Annotated in this window: 23 protein-coding genes and 3 rRNA genes; 1 reads left to right on the forward strand and 25 read right to left on the reverse strand. The window is 52.9% G+C overall.

Annotation, left to right across the window (positions count from 1 at the left end; genetic code table 11):
- Window positions 1–9: 9 nt before the first annotated feature.
- The 14 genes from AP057_RS11180 to metG form a co-directional block, all read right to left on the reverse strand.
- Entirely contained in the window at window positions 10–957 is a 948-nt protein-coding gene (locus AP057_RS11180; protein WP_055358743.1) for a ribose-phosphate diphosphokinase, read from the reverse strand.
- Between the two features lie 12 nt (window positions 958–969).
- Window positions 970–2346 carry a bifunctional UDP-N-acetylglucosamine diphosphorylase/glucosamine-1-phosphate N-acetyltransferase GlmU gene (gene glmU / locus AP057_RS11185; protein WP_033008990.1) on the reverse strand — a complete coding sequence of 459 codons (1377 nt, stop codon included), beginning with the start codon at window positions 2344–2346 and terminating at the stop codon, window positions 970–972.
- A gap of 470 nt (window positions 2347–2816) precedes the next feature.
- Window positions 2817–3107 carry a septation regulator SpoVG gene (gene spoVG, locus AP057_RS11195; protein WP_003247437.1) on the reverse strand — a complete coding sequence of 97 codons (291 nt, stop codon included), beginning with the start codon at window positions 3105–3107 and terminating at the stop codon, window positions 2817–2819.
- A 127-nt stretch (window positions 3108–3234) separates the two neighbouring features.
- Window positions 3235–3609 (reverse strand): RidA family protein, encoded by a 375-nt coding sequence (locus tag AP057_RS11200; RefSeq protein ID WP_055358745.1) that lies wholly within the window; start codon window positions 3607–3609, stop codon window positions 3235–3237.
- Window positions 3610–3656: 47 nt separating this feature from the next.
- Window positions 3657–4478: a pur operon repressor gene (gene purR / locus AP057_RS11205; protein WP_033014206.1), complete on the reverse strand. Its 822-nt coding sequence runs from the start codon at window positions 4476–4478 to the stop codon at window positions 3657–3659.
- A gap of 55 nt (window positions 4479–4533) precedes the next feature.
- Complete coding sequence (ispE, locus tag AP057_RS11210) at window positions 4534–5406, reverse strand: 4-(cytidine 5'-diphospho)-2-C-methyl-D-erythritol kinase (RefSeq protein ID WP_033008994.1); 873 nt, start codon at window positions 5404–5406, stop codon at window positions 4534–4536.
- Between the two features lie 224 nt (window positions 5407–5630).
- Window positions 5631–5810, reverse strand: a complete 180-nt coding sequence (locus AP057_RS11215; protein ID WP_011886605.1) for a small, acid-soluble spore protein, alpha/beta type — start codon at window positions 5808–5810, stop codon at window positions 5631–5633.
- Between the two features lie 193 nt (window positions 5811–6003).
- Window positions 6004–6261 (reverse strand): biofilm formation stimulator Veg, encoded by a 258-nt coding sequence (gene veg, locus AP057_RS11220; RefSeq protein WP_033008996.1) that lies wholly within the window; start codon window positions 6259–6261, stop codon window positions 6004–6006.
- Between the two features lie 181 nt (window positions 6262–6442).
- Complete coding sequence (yabG, locus tag AP057_RS11225) at window positions 6443–7339, reverse strand: sporulation peptidase YabG (protein ID WP_055358746.1); 897 nt, start codon at window positions 7337–7339, stop codon at window positions 6443–6445.
- A 92-nt stretch (window positions 7340–7431) separates the two neighbouring features.
- Window positions 7432–8313: a 16S rRNA (adenine(1518)-N(6)/adenine(1519)-N(6))-dimethyltransferase RsmA gene (gene rsmA / locus AP057_RS11230; protein ID WP_055358747.1), complete on the reverse strand. Its 882-nt coding sequence runs from the start codon at window positions 8311–8313 to the stop codon at window positions 7432–7434.
- A complete protein-coding gene (gene rnmV, locus AP057_RS11235; RefSeq protein ID WP_033009000.1) occupies window positions 8306–8869 on the reverse strand; it encodes a ribonuclease M5 in 564 nt (187 codons plus the stop codon). The genes rsmA and rnmV overlap by 8 nt, the downstream gene beginning before the upstream one ends.
- A 258-nt stretch (window positions 8870–9127) precedes the next feature.
- Window positions 9128–10333: a G5 and 3D domain-containing protein gene (locus AP057_RS11240; RefSeq protein ID WP_055358748.1), complete on the reverse strand. Its 1206-nt coding sequence runs from the start codon at window positions 10331–10333 to the stop codon at window positions 9128–9130.
- A 197-nt stretch (window positions 10334–10530) separates the two neighbouring features.
- Window positions 10531–11301: a TatD family hydrolase gene (locus tag AP057_RS11245; protein WP_033009004.1), complete on the reverse strand. Its 771-nt coding sequence runs from the start codon at window positions 11299–11301 to the stop codon at window positions 10531–10533.
- A 133-nt stretch (window positions 11302–11434) separates the two neighbouring features.
- Window positions 11435–13384: a methionine--tRNA ligase gene (metG, locus tag AP057_RS11250; RefSeq protein WP_055358750.1), complete on the reverse strand. Its 1950-nt coding sequence runs from the start codon at window positions 13382–13384 to the stop codon at window positions 11435–11437.
- 393 nt (window positions 13385–13777) lie between these two features.
- Here metG and AP057_RS11255 point away from each other — a divergent pair, with 393 nt between their 5' ends.
- Window positions 13778–14071 (forward strand): AbrB/MazE/SpoVT family DNA-binding domain-containing protein, encoded by a 294-nt coding sequence (locus AP057_RS11255; RefSeq protein ID WP_033009007.1) that lies wholly within the window; start codon window positions 13778–13780, stop codon window positions 14069–14071.
- Window positions 14072–14090: 19 nt separating this feature from the next.
- Here the strand turns inward: AP057_RS11255 and rsmI are convergent, their stop codons facing one another.
- From rsmI to AP057_RS11310, 11 genes are all read right to left on the reverse strand, one after another.
- Window positions 14091–14999 (reverse strand): 16S rRNA (cytidine(1402)-2'-O)-methyltransferase, encoded by a 909-nt coding sequence (rsmI, locus tag AP057_RS11260; protein WP_055358752.1) that lies wholly within the window; start codon window positions 14997–14999, stop codon window positions 14091–14093.
- A 15-nt stretch (window positions 15000–15014) separates the two neighbouring features.
- Window positions 15015–15764, reverse strand: a complete 750-nt coding sequence (locus tag AP057_RS11265) for a tRNA1(Val) (adenine(37)-N6)-methyltransferase (RefSeq protein ID WP_044746533.1) — start codon at window positions 15762–15764, stop codon at window positions 15015–15017.
- A gap of 62 nt (window positions 15765–15826) precedes the next feature.
- The gene (yabA, locus tag AP057_RS11270) at window positions 15827–16189 is read right to left on the reverse strand and encodes a DNA replication initiation control protein YabA (protein WP_033009009.1); all 363 of its coding nucleotides are present in this window, start codon (window positions 16187–16189) and stop codon (window positions 15827–15829) included.
- A 16-nt stretch (window positions 16190–16205) separates the two neighbouring features.
- Complete coding sequence (locus AP057_RS11275; RefSeq protein WP_033009010.1) at window positions 16206–17033, reverse strand: stage 0 sporulation family protein; 828 nt, start codon at window positions 17031–17033, stop codon at window positions 16206–16208.
- Window positions 17034–17046: 13 nt separating this feature from the next.
- The gene (gene holB, locus AP057_RS11280) at window positions 17047–18039 is read right to left on the reverse strand and encodes a DNA polymerase III subunit delta' (protein WP_033009012.1); all 993 of its coding nucleotides are present in this window, start codon (window positions 18037–18039) and stop codon (window positions 17047–17049) included.
- Window positions 18040–18076: 37 nt separating this feature from the next.
- Window positions 18077–18751, reverse strand: a complete 675-nt coding sequence (tmk, locus tag AP057_RS11285; RefSeq protein ID WP_033009015.1) for a dTMP kinase — start codon at window positions 18749–18751, stop codon at window positions 18077–18079.
- Between the two features lie 20 nt (window positions 18752–18771).
- Window positions 18772–20211, reverse strand: a complete 1440-nt coding sequence (locus tag AP057_RS11290) for an aminotransferase class I/II-fold pyridoxal phosphate-dependent enzyme (RefSeq protein ID WP_055358753.1) — start codon at window positions 20209–20211, stop codon at window positions 18772–18774.
- A 318-nt stretch (window positions 20212–20529) separates the two neighbouring features.
- Window positions 20530–20736, reverse strand: coding sequence for a sigma factor G inhibitor Gin (locus tag AP057_RS11295; protein WP_055358755.1), 207 nt, complete (start codon window positions 20734–20736; stop codon window positions 20530–20532).
- 119 nt (window positions 20737–20855) lie between these two features.
- Window positions 20856–20972 (reverse strand): 5S ribosomal RNA (gene rrf / locus AP057_RS11300).
- An 83-nt stretch (window positions 20973–21055) separates the two neighbouring features.
- Window positions 21056–23992: ribosomal RNA gene (locus AP057_RS11305) — 23S ribosomal RNA — on the reverse strand.
- A 270-nt stretch (window positions 23993–24262) separates the two neighbouring features.
- Window positions 24263–24741, reverse strand: a 16S ribosomal RNA gene (locus AP057_RS11310); the annotation flags it as partial.

The following is a 24741-nucleotide window of genomic DNA, read 5'->3' on the forward strand; positions in this document are numbered from 1 at the left end:
TTTCTTGCGTTAGTCGAACAGGACGCTGACAGACTTCATTTCATACACGCGCGTAATCGCTTCAGCAATGAGCGGCGCCACCGACAGCTCTACAATTTTATCAATTTTCTTTTCTTCTGGCAAGGCAATCGAATTGGTGACGACCAGTTCCTTAATTTTGGAACTTTGAATGCGCTCGATCGCTGGACCAGACAGCACCGGATGGGTGCAGCACGCGTACACTTCCTTCGCCCCATGTTCAACAAGAGCGTTCGCCGCGAGCGTAATCGTGCCGGCCGTGTCGATCATGTCGTCAATCAAAATGGCCGTTTTCCCGCTCACTTGCCCAATAATGTTCATCACTTCCACCGCGTTCGGGCGCGGCCGGCGTTTATCGATGATCGCCAATGGCGCTTTCAGACGGTCGGCGAGTTTGCGCGCCCGCGTTACGCCGCCGTGATCCGGGGACACAACGACAATGTCATCCAACTGTCTGCTTTTAAAATAATCAGCCAAAATCGGCACGCCCATTAGATGATCGATCGGGATATCAAAAAACCCTTGGATTTGCGGGGCATGCAAATCAAGCGTAATGACGCGCGACGCCCCGGCCGTCTCAAGCAAGTTCGCCACCAGCTTGGCCGTGATCGGCTCGCGCGCCCGCGCTTTCCGGTCTTGGCGGGCATAGCCGTAATACGGGATGACGATATTGATCGTGCGCGCGGACGCCCGCTTTAACGCATCGATCATAATGAGCAGCTCCATTAAATGCTCATTGACCGGGACGCTCGTCGATTGAATGACAAATACATCGGCGCCGCGGATGCTTTCCTCAATGTTAATTTGGATCTCCCCGTCGCTAAAGCGGGAAACGGAACATTTGCCAAGCTCGATCCCCATGATTTCCGCAATTTCTTTCGCTAGCCTCATGTTCGAGTTAAGGGCGAACAACTTTAGTTGGTGCTGGCATTCAGACATGATAAACCTCCATTAAGATTTTTTCTTGCCTGGCAGGCGATCAACATAATGTTCTTTATTGACTTGCCGGGCGCGGGCGATGGCGAGGGCGCGGCCGGGAACGTCGTCGGTGATCGTCGATCCGGCGGCGACGTAAGCGCCCCGGCCGACCGTAACCGGGGCAATCAAGTTGACGTTGCAGCCGATGAACGCCCCGTCTTCAATTTTGGTCATATACTTATGCACGCCATCATAGTTGACGGTAATCGACCCGCAACCAAGGTTGACATCGGCGCCGACTTGCGCGTCGCCGATATAGCTTAAATGCGAGGCTTTGCTTCCTTTGCCGAACGTCGATTTTTTCACCTCGACAAAATTGCCGATCCGCACCTCGTCATCAATTTTCGACAGCGGGCGGATATGGGCGAACGGGCCGATCGTGACATCGTTGCCGATCTCGCTGTCATGGGCGACCGAATGGCGGATGGACGTGCGGTGGCCGATATGACAGTTTTTAATTTCCGCATGCGGTCCAATCGTGCAATCCTCGCCGATCACTGTTTCGCCTTCGATGACTGTGCCGGGATAAATGACCGTATCGCGGCCAATCGTCGCGTCGGCGGAAATATACGTGCAGCCCGGGTCGATGATCGTAACCCCGTTTTCCATATGCCGGCGGCAAATGCGCTCGCGCATGATCCGCTCCGCCTCGGCAAGGGCGATGCGGTCATTGACCCCGATCGTTTCCTCAAATGACGGCGCCTGATAAGCGGATACTGTGCCGCCGCCCGCTTTGATAATTTCAATCACGTCGGTTAAATAATATTCCCCTTGGGCGTTGTTGTTTGTCACGTTTGTAAGCGCTTGAAACAATGTTTGGTTGTCAAAGCAATACGTTCCAGTGTTAATCTCGCGAATAGCCCGTTCCTCTTCATTCGCATCTTTATGTTCAACAATTTTTTCAACGCCGCCGGCACTGTTGCGGACGATGCGGCCATATCCAGCCGGGTCGTCAGCGATGGCTGTCAATACCGTCGCCTTCGCTTTGGCGGCCAAATGGTGCTCGACGAGCGCCTTCATCGTCTCAGCTGTGATGAGCGGCGTGTCTCCGCAGACGACGATCGTCACCCCTTCGAGGCCTTGCAAATATGGGGCTGCCTGCATCACCGCATGCGCCGTCCCAAGCTGTTCCTCTTGCAATGCGTACTCGCATTGGGCGCCAAGCTGCTCTTTCACCTGCTCCGCCCCAAATCCAACGACCGTGACGGTTTTTTCCACCCCAAGTTTGGATACTTGGTCCATGACGTGCTGAACCATTGGCTTGCCGCAAACGGGATGAAGCACCTTATACTGCTTCGACTTCATCCGCGTTCCTTGTCCGGCCGCCAAAACGACCGCATATCGCTTCATGTGAAAAGCCTCCAATTATCCTTTTAATCATAGTCCCAAGAGAAGATCCCCCCGCTTCAAGCGCGTGAAAGACGAAGCCCCACGACCAGCGGGGGAATGCCGGTGGCATCAGCCAAAACACATAATCAAATCAATGTATATCATGTTCTTTGTAAACTTAGATATAGCGAGTTGCATGGAGAACATTCAATGCGAAAACAAGCGAAGCCTTCCATGCGTACCATATTCAAAGGCGCGAAAAAAACCCCAAATCGTCGAACCAGGGTTGGGACGACCCGAAGTGACGCTCAGGGAGACGAAAAAATGCCTTTCGTCATGGAACTGAGAAGCTCCCTCTTCAAGCAAAGCGAAGTGGGAGTAGTTCGCCCATAATTGAATATATATGAATCAACAGCACTTTTCAAGGAAACAATGCGGATGGCAAAAAATAAGGAGCTTGGTGAATTTCACCTAAGCCCCCTTTCATATGTTTACGAAGCGCCCGCTTCTTCAAGTTCTTCTTCCAGCTTCCCGAGGCGGTGGTACTCAGCTAAGATCGCCTCTTGAATTTTTCCGCGCGTAGCGGAGTTGATCGGATGCGCGATATCGCGGAACTCCCCGTCCGGTGTACGCTTGCTTGGCATCGCGACAAACAAGCCGTTATTCCCGTCAATGACGCGGATGTCATGGACAACGAACTCATTGTCCAACGTAATGGAGGCGATCGCTTTCATCCGTCCTTCGGTGTTGACGCGGCGTAATCTTACGTCTGTCACTTCCATTATGTTCACCACCTTTTCCCCTATATAAGACTCGATGTAATTAATTCCACGCCTTTCGGCAATTTCCTTCCTTTTTCAAAAAATTTTTTCTAAATTTCAGCAAGGGAAAAGATGGATGCGCCCCTCTTTATCGCACGAGGGCAACGACTTCGATTTCAACTAGGGCGTCTTTCGGCAGCCGAGCCACCTCAACGCATGAGCGCGCTGGTTTATGGTTCGGGAAATATTGACTGTACACTTCGTTCATGGCCGCAAAATCATCCATGCTTTTTAAAAAAACGGTTGTTTTCACGACTGTGTCGAGTGAGGCACCGGCGGCTTCCAGCACTGTTTTCAAATTTTGAAACACTTGATGCGTCTGCGCCTGAATGTCGCCTTTTACCATTTCCCCCTCTGGAGTGAGCGGAATTTGCCCAGAGCTGTAAACCATATTGTTGACGATGATCGCTTGCGAATACGGGCCGATCGCTTGCGGCGCATTGGTCGTTTCCACTTTTTTCATTGAAAGAAATCCCCTTTCTAAAGTTTTATAATCAGGCAGCAGGCTGCCTAAAAAAACGCTTTGTAATTGCCTTCCTTGACGGCGATCCGCTTTTCTTTCACGTCCACCGCCAACAGTTTGACGAGCGAGATGTACTCGTCGACAAGCCGCTCTTTTGCTTCCTCAGACTCAACGAGCACACCGATGCCGGAGACGTTACCGTTAAACTCTTGCAATAAGCTGACCATACCGTTGATCGTGCCGCCCGCTTTCATGAAGTCATCGACAATCAGCACGTTGGCTCCCTCCGCCAGGCTGCGCTTCGACAAAACCATTGTTTGGATGCGTTTGGACGAGCCGGATACGTAGTTGATGCTCACCATCGGCCCTTCCGTCACTTTATTGTCATGGCGGACAATCACAACCGGCACATACAAAAAATTGGCGATCGCATATGCGAGCGGAATTCCATTGGTGGCAATGGTCATAACGACATCCACCGGACGGTCGGCAAACATCGAGGCATAAAGGCGGCCGATTTTGTTCATAATACGGGGGTCGCCAAGAATGTCGGTCATATACAAATATCCGCCGGGAAGAAGCCGGTCCGGGCGCGACAATTGCTCGCACAAATAGGCGATCACTTCCTCCGCCTCCCCGGCAGCCATTTTCGGAATGTATTGCACGCCGCCGGCCGCGCCGGGCAGCGTCCGAACCGTCCCGATTCCTTGCCGCTCAAACGTTTGTTTAATAATCGTCAAGTCTTCGCTGATCGATGATTTGGCCGATTCGTACCGATCGGCAAAAAACGTCAGCGGAATGAGCTGATGTGGCCGTTCGAGAAGATAATGCGTCATATCGACTAAACGGCCGCTTCGCCTAAGCTTCATAGCCGACCTCCTAAAACCGAATATTATAAATTTATTTTAACAAAAATGTACGTGTTTAATCAAGCGAATGCCGCTCCCCCAACAGCCTGACCGCAAACACTTGATCGCAAAAGCCCCGCAGTCCGTTATACACCCGCTGCATTCTCGAATCATGCTCGATCAGCCCAAACACTGTCGGCCCGCTTCCGCTCATCAGCACCGCATCAGCTCCGAACCGTTTCATTTGCTCTTTAATATGCGCAACTTCCGGATATTTTTTTAAGGTCACTTCCTCCAACACGTTGCCGACCAACCGGCAAATGCCCTCATAATCTTGCCGTTCGATCGCTTTCACCATTGCATCGACATCCGGATGGCAGACATGCTCAAGCTGCAAATTTCGGTACACATCGGCCGTCGACACGCCAATTGGGGGCTTGGCCAACACCACCCAGCATGGCGGCGGCGACGGGATGGGGGTGATGATTTCACCGCGCCCGGTCGCCACAGCTGTTCCGCCGTAGACGCAAAACGCAACATCCGAGCCGATTTGCGCACCAAGCTCAGCCAATTCCCGGACGGTCAATCCGAGCTGCCAAAGCTTGTTGAGCCCGCGCAACGTTGCGGCCGCGTCGCTGCTTCCCCCTGCCAGGCCGGCCGCCACCGGAATATGCTTCGTAATCGAAATGGCCACCCCTTGGCGGATCGAAAACGTCTCCTTCATCAGTTTCGCCGCCTGGTACGCCAAATTGCGGCAATCATCCGGCACAAAGCGGTTTTGCGACACAATGCGGATCACATCCTCCTCAGGCAGCGGAATAAGCTCAATGCGGTCCGCCAAATCGATCGTCGTCATCACCATTTTCACTTCATGGTAACCATCGGGGCGTTTATAAAGAACATCAAGTGATAAATTAATTTTTGCCGGCGCTTTGATCGACAGCCTCACTCATCTTCACCTACTTCCACGCACATTGATGATAAACGGCTTCTGGCCAGCCGCCTATCCGCCCGTTGTTTCCTATTTTCAGCGTTTTCCCGCGTGACATTCGTGCTTTTTTCATCAATCCATTTTACCATATTAACATGTCCTGGTGCCGTCGCCAAACGATATATGTAAAAAGGGCGCCCCTGCTAGGGCACCCTTGCCGCAGCGCGCCATCGCCGCCGGCGCTATTCCGTTTTTCCGGCCAGCTGCCGTTCCGCCCGTTCAATCGCCAATCTTACCATGTTTCCTGCGTCTTTCGCGCGGATGGCTCCCCACCCTTCACGCTGCACGACATCGTAAAAGCCCAGCTCTTTTGCCAGCTCTTCTTTTAAGCGTTGCGACATAACCCCGCGGCGTCGACCCAATGTCAGCAACCCCTTTCCATGTTCGTTGGCGTTAAGGCGCGAAACGTTGTGCAACCCGCCGGCGCAACAGCCGGCTGACCCGCCTGGTCATGGGGCAGATGAAAGGCGGCTGCGGCAGTTTTAGTATGAAGTGGGGAAGGCGGCTTTATGTCCGCCTATTTATGACAAAACAAAAAGCAGCAAACAAATTTGTCTACTGCCCCCCTGCTTGCTCATCGTCCCAAAACGTCAGCTTTACGGTCTCTGTCAACACGTCGGCGTAGCTGAACGATACACGTTCAAACGAGTTTTCTTTTTGATCCAGTTCAATGACAAATACCGATGGGTAAGTCTCCGCCAAAATGCCGCAACGCTCGATCATTTTTCTGCGTCCGCCGTTGGCCCGCAGCGTTAAACGTCTCCCGATATTAGAGTCCAGCGCTTTTTTAATATCGGATAAAGTTTTTGGCATTCGTCATCCACCTCACTATTTGCAATTATAACAAAAATGGTCTTCAAAGTCAAAAAATAAAAATTATATCAGCGTGTTTTTATTGCTGTCAATGAATATTTTTCTACAATATCCTTCTTTTTATGTACCTTGTGGAACTTTTTTGTAAAAAATATGGCGAAAGACATAAAAAAACCGCCCGTCAATTGCGGCGGTTTTCCCCCCGTTCTTCGATCAGGCGAAACGGCATCCCGGTGCGGAGCACACCTTTCGTCTCGACTCCACCCAGCCCTTTTTCCCCGGTCAGCGTGTTGCGAAGCACATCCCACACATCGACCGTTTCCGTAAACGGGGTAAAACTGAGACGAGAAACGATATAAACCGGATCTAAGGCGTGAATGTTGACCCGCGCCGGCGAACTGGCAAAATTCGCCCCCGCGCGGATGAGCGATTCAAAATGCGATTGGCAGGCGCCGGCGAAAATGATGAGCTGATCGAGATGCGGCACTTTTTTGCGCGCTTCTTTCACTGTTTGAACAAAATGGCGTGAATGGCGGTACGCTTTCAAATCATGAAGCTTCCCTTTTGACTTTGAATACGAGTCATGACCGGTAATGACTAAAATATCCGGACGAAACTGCTCAATCAAGGAGCCGACTTTTTCCGGCATCTCGCTTTCCTCACAGTAAACGCCGCGCACCGGCACCCCAATCCGTTCATACAAATCCATGCATTTGCGCAAATATAACGGGTCGCCGTCCAAATGAAGGACGCATCCCGGAATTTGAAAAAAATCTTTCTCCACCCGGTACCCGCCGGTTGCCCGATACTCGACTTTTTGCTTGATCATCTGATAATCTTGGCGAAACAGCCGGTATGACTGTTCAATCAGTTCGATTTCCCGCCTTTTTCGTTCTTGTTGCCCCCGCTCATCGATAATGACCAAGTCGCTGCACGGGGCGTCGGCCACAAGCCGCACGTCCTCGCCATATAAAATGGCTTCCCATTCCCCGTCCTTTTCTTTAAGGTCAATGACGCGGAACAATACGTCGCATTGATAAGACTTGCGGGCGACAATATCGCCGATTTTGACGTCCATCACCGCTCACTCCATTGCATAATCGTTGTCATCCATACGATATGCAGACGCGGACAATAGGTGATAGACGCCTGTTTTCAGCTGCTGTGGCCTCAACGGCGAAAAAGCGGCGCCAATGCGTTGCTTAACGAGGCAAACTCGGTTATATGAAGCGTTTCCCCGCGGCGGCGCGGATCGATGCCCACCGCAGCAAGCGCCTGTTCGATTTGTTCTTTGTTCTCTTTTCCGCCTGGCAAGCTGCTCACTAAATTATTGAGCAGCGTTTTGCGGCGCTGAGCAAAGCTCGCCCGCACCACTTGGAAAAACACGTCCTCATCCTCAACAGCGACAGGCGGATGGGCCCGTTTCGTCAGCCGGATGACGGCGGAATCGACGTTTGGCTGCGGCATAAACACGGTGCGCGGCACCGCCATCACGACTTCCGCCTCTGTGTAATACTGCACAGCAATCGTCAGCGAGCCGTAATCTTTCGTTCCCGGCCTGGCAGCGAGGCGGTCGGCCACCTCTTTTTGCAGCATGACGACGATGCCGCGGATTGGGAGCCGGTCGGTAAGCAACTTCATAATGATCGGTGTGGTCACATAATACGGCAAGTTAGCGACCACCATCCGGTCGTTCACATCGGCCAGCTCTTCCGCAATGACCGCATGCAAATCCGCCTTCAACACATCTTGGTGAATAAGGCGCACATTGTCGTAGGGGGACAATGTATCCGCCAAAATCGGCAGCAGCCGGCCATCGATTTCAAAGGCGACGACCTTTTTTGCCCGCCGTGCGAGCTGTTCGGTCAACGCCCCGATGCCGGGTCCGATTTCAATCGCCCCCGTATCGCTGGAGACGCCGGCAGCATCAACAATTTTCCGCAAAATGTTCGCGTCAATCAAAAAGTTTTGTCCGAGGCTTTTTTTAAACGAAAAACCATACCGCTCCAAAATTTCTTTCGTCCGCCCCGGTGTTGCAATGTCTTTATGCATCGCCCGCCTCCTCCCGCATCACTTGCGCCAGCGCGGCGTAAAAGGCGTCTCGGGAAATGCGGAACACTTTCAGCCGCTTATGAAACTGTCGGCCGTTGGCATAACCGATTTTCAGCTCCTCCCCGAGCCGCTGCCGGCGCCGGCGCGCCATCTCCCCGCCAACCAGTCCGGCTTCAATCAATTCTGCAAACGTAATTTCTTCTTCCCAATCGGCTGTCTCTTCATACACGTTCGCAAGCGCCTGGCGAATGTCGTCGGGGGAAGCGTGCTCGACCCCAATGCCCTTCCCGCTTCTCGCTTTCGCGGCTTCGCGCGGCAAAAAGGCGTGTTTGCATCCCGGCACTTGCTCGGCAATCGTGCGGCGGATTTTCTCGCCGGGGAAGTCGGGATCGGTGAAGATGATCACCCCGCGCCGCTCTTTCGCCAGCTTGATCCGTTCGATGACTTCCGCCCCCACCGCCGCCCCGTTTGTTTCGATCGTATCGGCATCAACGGCGCGCCGGATCGCCGCTGTATCATCTTTCCCTTCCACGACAATCACTTCTTTAATCTTCATCCCATCATTGCAGAAACAGCGGAATGAGCGATTTTTCCTATTTCTGCAATGCCTCCTTTCCGGTAAAATAAAGGGTAGAGCGAACCGCCGCCGCTCCATGCCCCTATTTTATTTTTTCAACTTTGTTGAAACTTTTTTCTGCATCAGAAGTCTAATTAGACAGATGGAGCAATACGCGCATTGTTGCGGCCCAATGCCATTATAGCGAAAAAAATCAGAGGGGAAAAACCCCTCCGCTTGCATTCTCCAATCGCCTTTCTATGGCAGCACCCGTATTTTGACACGCTTTCTGCCCCAACCAAACGCATCCGACCGTTCCGGGAAAAACACGTCGATTTTATATCCGCGAATGCTTGAGCCGGTGTCAGCGGCAATAGCATATCCGTATCCTTCCACATACACCTTCGACCCGAGGGGGATGATGGACGGGTCGACGGCAATCACTTTGACGGAAGGATTTTGGCGCAAATTGATGCCTGTGCTCGTTATGCCTGAGCAACCCTCACAATAGGCGGTATAGGCGGTGGCGTTGACGTAAAACTCCTTCGCGGCTTGATCGGCGCCGCGCGAGGACGGCCGGCCGGATGATGCAACCGGGTGCACCGTTTTAGTGCCAATGGCGACAATGCGCGGTTTGCTCTCTTTTATCGTTCTTGTCGCCAGCAATTTGCGCGCCACTTCTTTGCCGTTTTCCAATGTCACTTCATACGTTTTTTCGATTTTTCCCTTTTCCCCGGGTGCAATGACGCGCCGCTCTCCTTTTGGCAGCGAATCGTCCCGCTTCGTCACCACGGCAAAGTCGACGGGCTCTTCCACTACATCGGTGACTTTTTTAATCCGAACGATGTAAACCGTCATCCCAGCTTTGACTGTTTCTTGCAAGGAAGGTTCAATTCGGTCCCATTGGCCCAACAGGATCCCTTGCTGTTTCAAAAAGTCAGCGACCGTAGTCGAAGTGGTCCATACCTGTTGCTGTTTGCCGCCGACATTTAGACGAACCGGAAACGCCCTTTCAATGCCGATGTTCATGCCTTTTTGAACTTTGGCGGAAAGCGACGGCGCCACTTTGTCATGCGGCCCGACTGCCACGTGTTGCGAACGGAGCAATTCCCCGACCGTATCGGCCGTCGTCCACATTTTTTTCTTTTTTCCATCGATCGTCAATGTCACTTCTTTGCTTGCTTCCCAAATGATGTGAAGATCGTCGGTGATCGGTGTATTTAGAGACGGATAGACGTAATCTTCCTTGCGAGGCTGAATGCCTTGTTCCTCAAGCAGTTTCTCCACATCCTTCGCATAAGTGCAGATTTCCTGCTTTTTTCCGTTGATCGTGAGCGTTACATCATCTTTGGCCATCTCGTAGCCGGCCACCCCTGTGGTTGCCGAGATGGCGAGAAATCCGCTCGCCGCAACGGTCGCATTTTTCCTCCATAAGTCCAGCCACTTTCTCCTGTTTGGCAACATCGGAAACGCCTCCTTTTCCTCTGAAATCCCCTCTCCCTCTAACATGTACGCGCGAGTATACTCTATTATGCGGAAAATTCAGTGAAAAAGGAAGGAAGACTTGTCGACACGCGGTTGGTTCATATCGGCTGAATTTGTATAATTTTATCGTCTTCGCCGCACCTTCGACAAGCCTCCCCGCTATTCGACGCCTAATTTTAGCGGTCGATGGCGAACAATTTTTTGGCATTTTCCGCCGTTGTTTCCGCTACTTCGGCAAAAGAAACGTTTTTAATTTCCGCGATGGCCTCGGCAACGTATTTGACATAGCTCGGCTCATTTCGTTTTCCACGGAAAGGGTGAGGCGTTAAATACGGGCAATCCGTCTCGATTAACAAATGGCGGAGCGGAATTTCTTTCGCCACTTCTTTCGGCTTTTTCGCATTTTTAAACGTGACCGGGCCGCCAAGGGAAATGAAAAAGTTCATGTCAATGCATTGTTTGGCCACCTCAACGCTGCCGCTGAAACAATGCATAATCCCACCGACTTCAGCAGCGTTTTCCTCTTGCAAAATTTTTAAAATATCGGCTGTTGCCTCACGGTTATGGATGATGATCGGCAGCTTCACTTTTTTCGCCAGCGCGATTTGCCGACGGAAAACGTCTTGCTGCACGTCTTTCGGCGATTTGTCCCAATGGTAATCGAGTCCCATCTCGCCGAGGGCCACCACTTTCGGATGGGCGGCGAGCTGTTCAATCATCTCCAAGTCGTCATCGGTCATATCAATCGCATCGACCGGATGCCAGCCGACCGCTGCATAAATAAACGGATATCGCTCAGCGAGCTCGATCGCCCGGTCAATCGTCGGCCGGTCAAACCCGACAACCACGATGTGCGAAACTCCTTCAGCGCGGGCGCGCTCGATCACTTGCTCCAAATCTTCCTCATATTGGACGGCGTTCAAATGAGCATGAGTGTCAAAAAGCATACGAAGTCCCTCTTTTCCACCTTGATGTTAAGTGTAGCATAGAAATTAGTTACGTATGTCACAATTTAGTAACATTTCCATTACAAAATAGCAACAAGGAGGTGTCAACGACGACACCCCCTCATCCGTTGCATTATTTGATTTTTGTGCCGTTTGGCACGTGCTGGTCGACGGTTGCCAACGAAAAGCCGCCGCCGCTGCCGCCGGCCAAAATCATTCCTTCCGACCATTCGCCGCGCAGCTTGGCCGGTTTTAAGTTGGCGACGCAAATGACCTTTTTGCCGATGAGTTCCTCCGGCTTGTAAAACTCGGCGATGCCGGAAATCACTTGCCGCTTCTCGCCGCCGAGATCAAGCTGGAGCTTCAGCAGCTTGTCGGCGTTTTTCATTCGCTCGGCGTGCACGACTTCGGCGACGCGCAAGTCGACTTTCGCAAAGTCGTCGATGGAGATTTCCTCCGCCCGAGCCGCTTGTTTTTCCTCTTTGGCCGCTTCCGCCGGTTTGCCGCCTTGCATATGCGCCTTAATGTACTCGACTTCAACGCCGATATCCAAGCGTGGGAAGAGCGGCTCCCCTTTCTGCACGTTCGTCCCTTCCGGAATAAGGCCGAAATCGTACAGGCTGTCCCACTCTTTCAATGAACGGTCGCTGATGCCGAGCTGGGTGAAGATGCGCTCCGGCGTGCGCGTCAAAAACGGCTGCAGCAACACCGCCGTATGGCGGAGCGATTCGGCTAGATGGGCCATGACAGAGGCAAGTTCCTCCCGTTTGCTTTCCTCTTTCGCCAACACCCATGGCTGCGTTTCGTCGATATATTTGTTCGTTCGGCCAATCAGCTGCCAAACGGCGGAGAGGGCAACGGAAAACTCCATCCGCTCCATTGCCTCTTCATATTGACGGACAACCTCGCGCGCCGTTTCGGAAAGATCTCGGTCAAACGGCGTTTTCGGGCCGCGGTACGGCGGAATCGCGCCGCCAAAATATTTCTCAATCATCGCGACGGTCCGGTGCAACAAATTGCCTAAATCGTTGGCCAAATCGTAATTGATGCGCTCGATAAACCCTTCCGGCGTAAACACCCCGTCAGAGCCAAACGGCACTTCCCGCAGCAAATAGTAGCGGAGTGCATCAAGCCCGTAACGATCAATGATCATCACCGGATCCACGACATTGCCTTTCGATTTCGACATTTTCCCATCTTTCATCAGCAGCCAGCCATGTCCGAACACTTTTTTCGGCAGCGGCAGGCCGAGCGCCATCAGCATGATCGGCCAGTAAATCGTATGGAAGCGGACGATCTCCTTGCCGACGAGATGGACATCCGCCGGCCAATATTTGCGAAACTTTTCATCGTTGTCCGTACCGTAGCCGAGCGCTGTGATGTAGTTGGCCAGCGCATCGATCCAGACGTAAATGACGTGCTTCGGGTCACCTGGCACTTTAATGCCCCAGTCAAACGTCGTCCGCGATACAGCCAAGTCCTCGAGCCCCGGCTTGATGAAGTTGTTGATCATCTCGTTTTTCCGCGATTCCGGCTGGATGAAATCTGGATTTTCTTCGTAATATTGCAGCAGGCGGTCGACGTATTTGCTCATCCGGAAAAAGTACGACTCTTCTTTCACTTTTTCAACAGGCCGGCCGCAGTCTGGGCAGTTGCCGTCAACAAGCTGCCGTTCGGTGTAAAACGATTCGCACGGCGTGCAGTACCAGCCTTCATACTCGCCTAAATAAATATCACCTTGTTCGACAAGACGGGCGAAAATCTTTTCGACAATTTTTTTATGCCGCTCCTGTGTCGTCCGGATAAAATCGTCGTATGAAATGTCCAGTTTTCTCCACAACTCTTGGATGCCGGCGACAATGTCGTCGACATATTGCTGCGGCGTGACCCCTTTTTCTTGCGCCTTGCGCTGAATTTTTTGCCCATGTTCGTCCGTTCCGGTCAAATACATGACATCATAGCCGCGCAGCCGCTTATAGCGAGCCATCGCATCCCCCGCCACGGTCGTATAAGCATGGCCAATGTGCAATTTGTCGCTTGGGTAATAAATCGGCGTCGTCAAATAAAACGTCTTTTTCTCCATCGGTTAGGCCCTCCCTCGTACTGTTGCGCACAAAAGCCCCCGTCCTGAGGACGAGAGCGGCGTTACTTCTATTTTACATAATTTTTTCATTGTACAAAAACATCTATTTCTCCTTGACGAAAAAAATATACGCAAATGGGCAAAAATACCTCCTTATTTTGGGCAATCGCCGCGAATTTATTTAGAGGGATAGAGTTTTGGCAAATAAAATGGTTCATGTTCCTTTATACCCAACCACAAACTTTTTTCCACAATAACAATATACATTTTTTTTAAATTTTACATATTAAAGGATTGACGCATAATGGAAACACTGATATGATTAGGGTGTAGGAAATTTGTCGAATATTGACGAATAAACAACAAAAATCATTGCGGAGAGGAGAGCAGACGATGAAATCGACGGGGATCGTACGTAAAGTCGATGAGTTGGGCCGTGTCGTCATCCCGATTGAGTTGCGCCGTACACTGGACATTAACGAAAAGGATGCATTGGAAATTTACGTCGATGACGATCGCATCATTTTGAAAAAATATAAGCCGAATATGACATGCGTCGTCACGGGGGAAGTATCGGACGACAACTTTAAATTAGCGGGCGGCAAAATCATTTTAAGCCGCGAAGGCGCGGAAATTTTGCTGCAGGAAATCCGCCAGCATTTGCAAGAAGCGGCGGACAACGAGTAAAAAAAGAGTTTCTCTGGTTTCAGAGAAACTCTTTTTTTTCTTGCTGCTGATGGTACTGTTGATAGACGTCGCGTTTGGACATATGCCGATCAGCCGCTGCCTGCTTTGCGGCTTCTTTTACGGAAAGGCCCTGCTCTTGAACATAATAGTCGACATGTTCGACAATCGACAGCGGCTGCCACCATGCCCCCTCCTCTTGCATGGCTTCATGTTCACCGCCGCGCGCCCCTTCGACAATGAGGCAAAATTCGCCGCGGATGTCCGCCGTCTCGGCCCAAGCAACCGCCTCGCTCAAATCGCCGCGGATGAATTCCTCAAACCGTTTCGTCAGCTCACGGCAAAGAGCAATGCGCCGTTCACCGAACACGTCGTACATGACAGCAAGCGTTTCTTTCAAGCGATGGGGCGCCTCATAAAAAATCAACGTTTCCCGCGCTGTTTTCAACGACAGCAGCTGCTCTCGTTTTTCTTTTTTCGACCGGTCCAAAAAACCGACGAACAAAAAACGCTCCGTTGGCAGCCCGGAGGCGACGAGCGCCGTCACTGCCGCGTTGGCTCCGGGAAGCGGCACGACGCGGCACCGTTCATCCAGTGCAGCAGCAACAAGCTCATAGCCAGGGTCGGAAATGCCGGGCATGCCGGCGTCGCTCACCAGCGCCACCGTTTTCCCTTCTTTCAGCCATTCGACAAGCTGCCGGCCGCTTGCATATTTATTGTGTTCATGGTAGCTGACGAGCGGCGTATGAATGTCGAAATGCGACAACAGCTTTTTCGTCTGCCTTGTGTCTTCCGCAGCGATCACGTCCGCCTCCCGCAGGATCCGCACAGCGCGAAACGTCATATCGTCCAAATTGCCGATCGGCGTCGGCACGATGTACAGCGTTCCTTGTTTATCTCGGTCAGCAAAGCTTTTTTGGTGCCAAAGCATCCGTCTCCCGCCCCTTTACGATGAAATGATGCCGTATAGAATGCGCTTCGTTTCTTCGGTATATTCATCATCCTCGCCATACACGATGAGCGGGGGCAACACTTTTAAGTCCGGGTTCGCATCTTTCATCCCCTCGATTAAAATCATGTTCGCTTCTTTGCCCGCTTTTGGATATACAAACCGAAGCCGTTTCGGCTCAAGCCGGTATCGGCGCATAAACGTCACAAGGTCGGACAGCCGTCCAGGCCGATGGACGAACGCCGCCTTTCCGCCTTGTTTCAGCAGCTGGCTGCTGACACGAACGACATCCTCCAGCGTGCAGTAAATTTCATGGCGGGCGATGGCAAAATGTTCATTTTTGCTTAGCTCCTCTCGGCCAACAGTCGGAAAATACGGAGGGTTGCATGTGACAACATCATACTGGCTGTAGCCGATGCGCTGCGGCGCCTCTTTAATGTCACCGTGTATGATTTCAATTTGTCCTTCAAGTCCGTTGTATGCGACGCTCCGCCTCGCCATGTCGCAAAGCCGCTCCTGAATTTCGATGCCGATAATCTTCCCCTTTGTCCGCCGGCTTAACAGCAGCGGGATGACCCCATTGCCTGTGCATAAATCGACAATCTTCCCCTTTTGAATCGGCATGTAGGCAAAATGGGCAAGCAGCACGGCATCAAGGGAAAAGGAAAACACAGACGGACTTTGGATAATGCGAAGCTCCTCATTGAGCAAATAATCGAGTCGTTCATCTGCGTACAATTCCACCATTTTGCGCACAATCCTCCATAGAAAAAAATAACCTTTCCGAAATGGAAAGGGGAGCACTGCCTTTATTTTTTGTTCAAAAACGACAAGCAAAACAAACAATCGCCTTCCGTACGAACGCTTCCGTAGTGGACGTGGCAAATATGGAATCCTTCTTGGTAAAGGCGTGCCAAATTGTCATACCCTTCGCCAATGTCAAGCAGCTTTTTGCCCTGTTTCGTTTCTTTTTTCTTCTCCTCATCCCATGCTTCCGACATCTGCTCGAGCCGCCGGCGCAAATGGGCGTTTTCAATCTGCAGCTGATGGTTCTCCTCGAGAAGTTCTGATACGCGTTGCTTCAGCTGCACAAGCTCACGGTAAAAATGGCTCAGCTGCTCCTCCATATTGGCCACCAATTGAAACACTTCTTTTTTGTCTACCTTTTCCACATGGCCCCACCCCAAATTAATCTGCGACACGAATGGACAGCGTCCCGTTCTTCATCAGCTCATCGAGCGTATATTCAACGACCCGCCCGTGCTCCGGCAATTCGATCTGCAACACCCGCTCCAAAATGTTTAACCCGACGACTTTGCCAAAGCCATACGGCGTTTCGACATATTCCCCTAAATCAGGAAGTTGTTCTTTCGCTGTTTCGTACTCCTCGCTCTCATATTTTAAGCAACACATGAGACGTCCGCACAACCCGGAAATTTTCGTCGGGTTGAGCGATAAGTTTTGATCCTTCGCCATCTTGATCGACACCGGCTCAAAATCGCCAAGAAAGGTCGAACAGCAAAGCATGCGGCCGCACGGTCCAATGCCGCCAAGCATTTTCGCCTCATCGCGCACCCCGATTTGCCGCAGCTCGATGCGCGTCCGGAAAATCGAGGCCAAGTCTTTGACAAGCTCACGGAAATCGACGCGGCCATCGGCGGTGAAATAAAAGATGACTTTGTTGCGGTCAAACGTATATTCAACATCAACAAGCTTCATTTCCAGCCCGTGCTCTTCCACTTTGCGCAAACAAATGTCGTACGCCTCGCGCGCCGCTTTTTTATTTTCTTCAACGACCCATTTGTCTTTTTCGTTCGCGACGCGGATCACTTTTTTCAGCGGCAGCACCACATCGTTTTCATCGACTTGTTTATTGGCGACGACGACTTTTCCGTATTCAATGCCGCGCGCCGTTTCGACGATGACAAATTCGCCGACGGGAATGATGAAATCACCTGGATCAAAATAATAAATTTTCCCCGCTTTTTTAAAGCGGACACCGACGACAGTATACAACGCTCCCCCTCCTTTACCGCTTTAATTGAAGAACGAGCTGCTCCATCAACAGCGCCTGGCTCATGTTCGTTGTATTTAAACGCGCTTTCGCTTGCAAAATCGCTTCCATGCTGTCCAAAATCCGCCGCTGCGGGCAAGAAAGCGCCCACTGCTGCAGGCGGTCAAGATGGTCGCGATAGAGGGCGCCCTCGCTCCGTCCCACCTGAATATGCAATAAATCGCGGTATATATATAAAAGCAAATCGAGGCCAAGGTCAAGCTGGTGTTTTTCCGAAAAGTGCGGAACCACACGATCGTGGATGAAAAACAGCAACTGCAGCTCCGGTTTGCCGAGCATCTCATACAATTGTAGCACTAACGTTCGCGCATCAGCAAACCAACGGTCTTGACTGATCGCCAACGCCTCATCGTAGCTGTTCGTCACGTGGGCCGCCAGCAACGCCAACGAAGGCGGCACGCGCTCCTCCATGAGCCGGGCCGCGAGTTCCGCCGGCGGCAGCGGTCGGAAAGAAAGAACTTGACAGCGGGAAATAATCGTTCCTAACATTCGGTGATATTGCTCGGTCAACAGCACGGCCACCGTTCCCGGATGCGGCTCCTCCAGAAACTTCAGCAGGCTGTTGGCTGCGCTGGCTGTCATTTGATCGGCGTGCTCGACGATATACATCTTCTTATCCGACTCAACGGCTGTTTTTGTAAACTCTTGTTGCAGCCATTCGATTTGCTCTTTCTTGATCGACCCTCCATCCGGGCTGATCATCCGAACGTCCGGATGGTTGCCGGAATCGATGCGCCGGCAGTTGCGGCATTCCAAACACGGGGCGATTCCTGACGGGGACAAGCAAAACAAGCTTTTTGCCAACAACAAGCTAGCGGCTTTTTTTCCCGTCCCCCTCTGCCCTTCAAACAAGTACGCATGGGAAATCCGCCCTTTTTCAAGGCCGCTTTGCAGCATTTTCGCCGCCACCGGCTGATGCTTGGCCAGCTGCTCCCATCGCATCGCCATCACTCTCTCTCATTTCTTACCTTCTATTCTATCATGTTTATGGCAAATCATCACGGCCGGATTCATGGAAATCGCGCTTTGATCTTCCTTCCAGGCAGGCGAGCACTGCCGCGGCCGTCTCGTCAAACACGACATCGAGCGGCCGGCTCGCATCGATCACCACGATTCGGTCGGCAAACCGCTTGGCGAGCTTCCAGTACCCCTCCCTGACTTTCGTATGGAAAGACAACGCCTCGAGGTCGAGCCGGTTGACCTCCCGCCCCGTATGTTTTCGAATCCGTTCGAGCCCGATTTTTGGGTCAAGATCGAAATAAATGGTGAGCGATGGCATATATCCATCAATGGCAAACTCGTTAATTTTCCATACCTCCTCAATGCCAAGCCCACGGGCAAACCCTTGGTAAGCCAACGAACTGTCCACAAACCGGTCGCAAAGAACAATGCGCCCCGCCTCAAGCGCCGGCACGATCTTCTCGAGCAAGTGTTGGCGCCGGGCCGCCGCGTACAGCAATGCTTCCGTCCGTCCATCCATTTCCGTATAATCGCGATTCAAAATAATGGCGCGAATCGCCTCGGCGATGCGCACCCCGCCCGGCTCCCTCGTCGCCATCACGTCAAATCCACGCTTGCGCAACAACGATTCGAGCTTGCCGACCATCGTCGTTTTTCCAGCCCCCTCCGGCCCTTCAAACGAAAAAAAATACCCGTTCATCGTTCACGGCATCCTTTCTCTCATTCGAGTTCATAGACGACCAGCTGCCCGTGCCTAAGCCGGCTCCCTCCTTGTATATGCGCCCGATGGCCGAGAAGACGGCGAATCTGCTCAATATGGCGCCCGTCAATCCGCTCCCCAACCCAAACGAGCGGCACCCCGGGTGGATACGGAATAACCGTTTCCGCCGCTATGCACCCTTCCGCCTCCTCGATCGCGACGGCTTTTGTCCGCACATGGCGCAACTCATCGTATGGAACCACCGTCGACATCGGAGAATGTACGCAAGGGATGAAGTCAAACGGCGGCGTTTCCTCAACCGGCAGATCGCGCCACGCCCATTTGATTTTCTCCGCCGCCTCCATCAACCGTCCAGTGGCAGCAAGCGGGCAAATGAGCAAAACATTGGAAGGATCAGCCAGTTCGGCAAACACTCCTTCTTCCTCAAGACGCCGCTGCAGTTCATAGCCCGTCAGCGAGCTGCGCGTCTGCACCGTCACCTTCAGCGGATCGGTTTGAACACCGGGCTGACGGGAGGAAACGACCGCCACCCCGCTAATACGATCAAGCGCTGTCTTAAATCCGTCAATTTCAGCGACAATCGCCGCGACATCGTCCACCGTCAGCTGAGCGACGTAGCGCCGCGCCAAATCGAGCGAGGCCATAATCGGGTAAGACGGGCTGCTTGACTGAAACAACTGCAAAAAATATTTCAACCGTTCAAGATCAACCCGCTCGCTGTTTACATGCAAAAACGCTCCCATCGTCATCGCCGGCAGCGTTTTATGCGCCGACTGGATAACGACATCGGCGCCGCAGGCAAGCGCTGACTGAGGAAACGGCGGGCCAGCCGCAAAATGGGCGCCATGCGCTTCATCAACTAGAACGGGAACGCCGCGTTCATGGGCAAAGCGGACGATGTCCGTTACATCAATGGACATCCCGTAATAGTTTGGATTGGTCAACACAACAGCTGCCGCATCGCGATGAAGCTCAAGCGCTTCCTTGACAGCTTCGGCACGAACATGCGAGGCGACGCGTACATCGCTGTCAAATTCGGGGGAAAGGAGAACCGGAGCCGCCCCCGCGATTTGCAGCGCATGCATCACTGACTTATGGCAGTTGCGCTGTACGATGACTTTCTGTTTATTTTTATCGCATACAGCGGCAATCATCGCTAAATTGCCCGCTGTTGACCCGTTGACAAGGAAAAATGTCTTAGCAGCCCCATACAGTTCAGCCGCCAATGACTGCGCCTCAGCGATAACCGATTCCGGATGATGCAAATCGTCAAGCCCTCCGATCTCCGTCGCATCAAGAGCCAGCAACGGCGCAAAAAATTCCGTTGCCTGCGGCGGAAACAACGCCCCATACTTATGCCCCGGCACATGGAAAGACACGGGGCGGCGGGCCCAATGCCGTGCCAATGCATCATATAAAGGAGTTTTCGCTTGATCCATCATGATCCTCTTTCCTAATCATCATTTACGAAGTGCAACGGCCACATGCACCAAAAGTACACAGACACCCGATATGTATGAAGGCTGATGATTGGTTGAACCATCGGCCCCAAACGTGCTTTTTCCAAGATGAGAAACCTTTTCAAAACAGCTCTTCCCTTGCAGCCCAAAACACGGGTCGGCCGAAATCATTGTGTTTCGCCAGCCTGATGGGAAATGCTAAAAATAATATTAACATGAACCAGCCGGAAAGAAAATGAACAGACAACGGCCGCCATTTTTCCCGAAGAAAAATAAAAACAGGCCCTGTACAGGCCTTCATGAGTAAATTTTCGACGCAACCATTTTCCGAAGCTTCTGCACATAAAATGCGTAATTTGGGTCATCCGTATTCGTTTGTACAATCGCTTGGTTACAGTCAATACAAAGAAAACGGCCAAAAAGGAAAATGCCCTTCTCTTTTTCTTGCTCACAAACGAGACAAACTTTTTCACGTCGATTTTTCCCAATCACCGGCGCCCCCACGCTTTTCACCTCCCATTCTCTATGTTTCCCACACTGATAACATTCTATACTAGTAGACGATAAAGGGTAAAAAAAAGCACCCCATTGCGCGTTATGCACAATGGGGTGCTCTGTTTTCCGCCTAGCAGCGACCTACTCTTGCAGGGGCGCTGGCCCCAACTACCATCGGCGCTGGAGGGCTTAACTTCCGTGTTCGGGATGGGAACGGGTGTTTCCCCTCCGCTATCACCACTAGGCCATATGAGGTTGTCAGGAATTCGTTCCCTGAAAACTAGATAACCGTTTCAGGAAGAAGCCGCGGCGCCTCCACTTTTCTTGTTAGGTTAAGCCCTCGATCGATTAGTATCCGTCAGCTCCACGTGTCGCCACGCTTCCACCTCGGACCTATCGACCTCGTCATCTTCGAGGGATCTTACCCGCCTGACGCGGTGGGAAATCTCATCTTGAGGGGGGCTTCACGCTTAGATGCTTTCAGCGCTTATCCCGTCCGCACATAGCTACCCAGCGGTGCCCCTGGCGGGACAACTGGTACACCAGCGGTGCGTCCATCCCGGTCCTCTCGTACTAAGGACAGCTCCTCTCAAATTTCCTGCGCCCGCGACGGATAGGGACCGAACTGTCTCACGACGTTCTGAACCCAGCTCGCGTACCGCTTTAATGGGCGAACAGCCCAACCCTTGGGACCGACTACAGCCCCAGGATGCGATGAGCCGACATCGAGGTGCCAAACCTCCCCGTCGATGTGGACTCTTGGGGGAGATCAGCCTGTTATCCCCGGGGTAGCTTTTATCCGTTGAGCGATGGCCCTTCCATGCGGAACCACCGGATCACTAAGCCCGACTTTCGTCCCTGCTCGACCTGTCCGTCTCGCAGTCAAGCTCCCTTGTGCCTTTGCACTCTCCGAATGATTTCCAACCATTCTGAGGGAACCTTTGGGCGCCTCCGTTACCTTTTGGGAGGCGACCGCCCCAGTCAAACTGCCCGCCTGACACTGTCTCCCACCCCGCTAAGGGGTGCGGGTTAGAATTTCAATAYCGCCAGGGTGGTATCCCACCGCCGCCTCCACCGAAGCTGGCGCTCCGGCTTCCCAGGCTCCCACCTATCCTGTACAAGCGATACCAAAATTCCATATCAGGCTGCAGTAAAGCTCCACGGGGTCTTTCCGTCCTGTCGCGGGTAACCTGCATCTTCACAGGTAGTATAATTTCACCGGGTCTCTCGTTGAGACAGYGCCCAAGTCGTTACACCTTTCGTGCGGGTCGGAACTTACCCGACAAGGAATTTCGCTACCTTAGGACCGTTATAGTTACGGCCGCCGTTTACTGGGGCTTCGGTTCGCACCTTCAGCCTTGCGGCTTAAGCGCTCCCCTTAACCTTCCAGCACCGGGCAGGTGTCAGCCCCTATACGTCGCCTTTCGGCTTCGCAGAGACCTGTGTTTTTGATAAACAGTCGCTTGGGCCTTTTCACTGCGGCTCGTTCGGGCTCTTCACCCAAACGAGCACCCCTTCTCCCGAAGTTACGGGGTCATTTTGCCGAGTTCCTTAACGAGAGTTCTCCCGCGCACCTTAGGATTCTCTCCTCGCCTACCTGTGTCGGTTTGCGGTACGGGCACCTCTCACCTCGCTAGAGGCTTTTCTTGGCAGTGTAGGATCGGGGACTTCGGGACCGATGGTCCCTTCGCCATCACGGCTCAGCCTTTATGCCAGACGGATTTGCCTATCTGGCAGCCTAACCGCTTGGACAGGCTATTCCAGCAGCCTGCTCGCCCTACCTTCCTGCGTCCCCCCATTGCTCAAACGGTGAGGAGGTGGTACAGGAATCTCAACCTGTTGCCCATCACCTACGCCTTTCGGCCTCGGCTTAGGTCCCGACTAACCCTGAGCGGACGAACCTTCCTCAGGAACCCTTAGGCTTTCGGTGCAGAGGATTCTCACCTCTGTTTTCGCTACTCACACCGGCATTCTCACTTCTAAGCGCTCCACCAGTCCTTCCGGTCTGGCTTCGGCGCGCTTAGAACGCTCCCCTACCGATGACCAACGGTCATCCCGCAGCTTCGGCGGCACGTTTAGCCCCGGTACATTTTCGGCGCAGAGTCACTCGACCAGTGAGCTATTACGCACTCTTTAAATGGTGGCTGCTTCTAAGCCAACATCCTGGTTGTCTTTGCAACTCCACATCCTTTTCCACTGAACGTGCACTTTGGGGCCTTAGCTGGCGATCTGGGCTGTTTCCCTCTCGACCACGGATCTTATCACTCGCAGTCTGACTCCCGGGCATAAGTCGTTGGCATTCGGAGTTTGACTGGGTTCGGTAACCCGATGAGGGCCCCTAGCCCAATCAGTGCTCTACCTCCAACACTCTCCATCCCGAGGCTAGCCCTAAAGCTATTTCGGGGAGAACCAGCTATCTCCAAGTTCGATTGGCATTTCACCCCTACCCACACCTCATCCCCGCACTTTTCAACGTGCGTGGGTTCGGGCCTCCAGCCGGTGTTACCCGGCCTTCACCCTGGACATGGGTAGATCACCTGGTTTCGGGTCGACGACGACGTACTTTTCGCCCTGTTCAGACTCGCTTTCGCTGCGGCTCCGCCTCTTCGGCTTAACCTCGCACGCCATCGTCACTCGCCGGTTCATTCTACAAAAGGCACGCCATCACGCATGAACGCGCTCTGACTACTTGTAGGCACACGGTTTCAGGTTCTCTTTCACTCCCCTTCCGGGGTGCTTTTCACCTTTCCCTCACGGTACTGGTGCACTATCGGTCACTAGGGAGTATTTAGCCTTGGGAGATGGTCCTCCCTGCTTCCGACGGGATTTCCCGTGTCCCGCCGTACTCAGGATCCGCTCGGGAGGGAACGAAGTTTCGACTACAGGGCTGTCACCTTCTCTGGCCGGCCGTTCCAGACCGGTTCGTCTACCCCGTTCCTTTCTCACTCCCACAATGAGCGGTCCTACAACCCCAAGAGGCACGCCTCTTGGTTTGGGCTGTTCCCGTTTCGCTCGCCGCTACTCAGGGAATCGCGTTTGCTTTCTTCTCCTCCGGGTACTAAGATGTTTCAGTTCCCCGGGTGTGCCCTCCATGCCCTATGGATTCAGGCATGGATACTGCCCCATTACGGACAGTGGGTTCCCCCATTCGGACATCTCCGGATCAACGCTTGCTTACAGCTCCCCGGAGCGTTTCGGCGTTTGCCCCGTCCTTCATCGGCTCCTAGTGCCAAGGCATCCACCGTGCGCCCTTTCTAGCTTAACCTACAGCGCTCTCGGCTTCTTCCTTATTGTCTAGCGTCGGCTCGCCGCCGCTCGGGGTCAAATAACCTTCGCCTTCCGGGTGCAAGCACCCTTGCAGGCGAAGAACATTTGCCCATCGCGGCGAAACACTCGCCTCCGCTTTTCCGGTTATCTAGTTTTCAAGGAACGATTTTTSTCATTGAGAGRACATGACTCGTTCCCTCAAAACTRAACRAAACGAAAGCGCWKTRTATCGACARYYGGCCAWWRCGKCTYSKCWWTWCRTCCTTAGAAAGGAGGTGATCCAGCCGCACCTTCCGGTACGGCTACCTTGTTACGACTTCACCCCAATCACTTGCCCCACCTTCGGCGGCTGGCTCCCGTWMGGGTTACCTCACCGACTTCGGGTGTTGCAAGCTCTCGTGGTGTGACGGGCGGTGTGTACAAGGCCCGGGAACGTATTCACCGCGGCATGCTGATCCGCGATTACTAGCGATTCCGGCTTCATGCAGGCGAGTTGCAGCCTGCAATCCGAACTGAGAGCGGCTTTTTGGGATTCGCTCCCCCTCGCGGGTTCGCAGCCCTTTGTACCGCCCATTGTAGCACGTGTGTAGCCCAGGTCATAAGGGGCATGATGATTTGACGTCATCCCCACCTTCCTCCGACTTGTCGCCGGCAGTCCCTCTAGAGTGCCCAACCGAATGCCTGGCAACTAGAGGCGAGGGTTGCGCTCGTTTCGGGACTTAACCCAACATCTCCCCACCCGAGCTG

Origin of the sequence: Geobacillus sp. Sah69 (genome assembly GCF_001414205.1) — a bacterium.
In the GTDB taxonomy this organism is placed as follows: Bacteria; Bacillota; Bacilli; order Bacillales; family Anoxybacillaceae; genus Geobacillus; species Geobacillus stearothermophilus.

What these genes read in the sequence shown, in the direction of transcription:
- AP057_RS11180 (WP_055358743.1), bottom strand. Translation starts at nt 957, where the DNA reads ATGTCTGAATGCCAGCACCAACTAAAGTTGTTCGCCCTTAACTCGAAC.
- glmU (WP_033008990.1), bottom strand. Translation starts at nt 2,346, where the DNA reads ATGAAGCGATATGCGGTCGTTTTGGCGGCCGGACAAGGAACGCGGATG.
- spoVG (WP_003247437.1), bottom strand. Translation starts at nt 3,107, where the DNA reads ATGGAAGTGACAGACGTAAGATTACGCCGCGTCAACACCGAAGGACGG.
- AP057_RS11200 (WP_055358745.1), bottom strand. Translation starts at nt 3,609, where the DNA reads ATGAAAAAAGTGGAAACGACCAATGCGCCGCAAGCGATCGGCCCGTAT.
- purR (WP_033014206.1), bottom strand. Translation starts at nt 4,478, where the DNA reads ATGAAGCTTAGGCGAAGCGGCCGTTTAGTCGATATGACGCATTATCTT.
- veg (WP_033008996.1), bottom strand. Translation starts at nt 6,261, where the DNA reads ATGCCAAAAACTTTATCCGATATTAAAAAAGCGCTGGACTCTAATATC.
- yabG (WP_055358746.1), bottom strand. Translation starts at nt 7,339, where the DNA reads ATGGACGTCAAAATCGGCGATATTGTCGCCCGCAAGTCTTATCAATGC.
- rsmA (WP_055358747.1), bottom strand. Translation starts at nt 8,313, where the DNA reads ATGCATAAAGACATTGCAACACCGGGGCGGACGAAAGAAATTTTGGAG.
- rnmV (WP_033009000.1), bottom strand. Translation starts at nt 8,869, where the DNA reads ATGAAGATTAAAGAAGTGATTGTCGTGGAAGGGAAAGATGATACAGCG.
- AP057_RS11240 (WP_055358748.1), bottom strand. Translation starts at nt 10,333, where the DNA reads ATGTTGCCAAACAGGAGAAAGTGGCTGGACTTATGGAGGAAAAATGCG.
- AP057_RS11245 (WP_033009004.1), bottom strand. Translation starts at nt 11,301, where the DNA reads ATGCTTTTTGACACTCATGCTCATTTGAACGCCGTCCAATATGAGGAA.
- metG (WP_055358750.1), bottom strand. Translation starts at nt 13,384, where the DNA reads ATGGAGAAAAAGACGTTTTATTTGACGACGCCGATTTATTACCCAAGC.
- AP057_RS11255 (WP_033009007.1), top strand. Translation starts at nt 13,778, where the DNA reads ATGAAATCGACGGGGATCGTACGTAAAGTCGATGAGTTGGGCCGTGTC.
- rsmI (WP_055358752.1), bottom strand. Translation starts at nt 14,999, where the DNA reads ATGCTTTGGCACCAAAAAAGCTTTGCTGACCGAGATAAACAAGGAACG.
- AP057_RS11265 (WP_044746533.1), bottom strand. Translation starts at nt 15,764, where the DNA reads ATGGTGGAATTGTACGCAGATGAACGACTCGATTATTTGCTCAATGAG.
- holB (WP_033009012.1), bottom strand. Translation starts at nt 18,039, where the DNA reads ATGGCGATGCGATGGGAGCAGCTGGCCAAGCATCAGCCGGTGGCGGCG.
- tmk (WP_033009015.1), bottom strand. Translation starts at nt 18,751, where the DNA reads ATGAACGGGTATTTTTTTTCGTTTGAAGGGCCGGAGGGGGCTGGAAAA.
- AP057_RS11290 (WP_055358753.1), bottom strand. Translation starts at nt 20,211, where the DNA reads ATGGATCAAGCGAAAACTCCTTTATATGATGCATTGGCACGGCATTGG.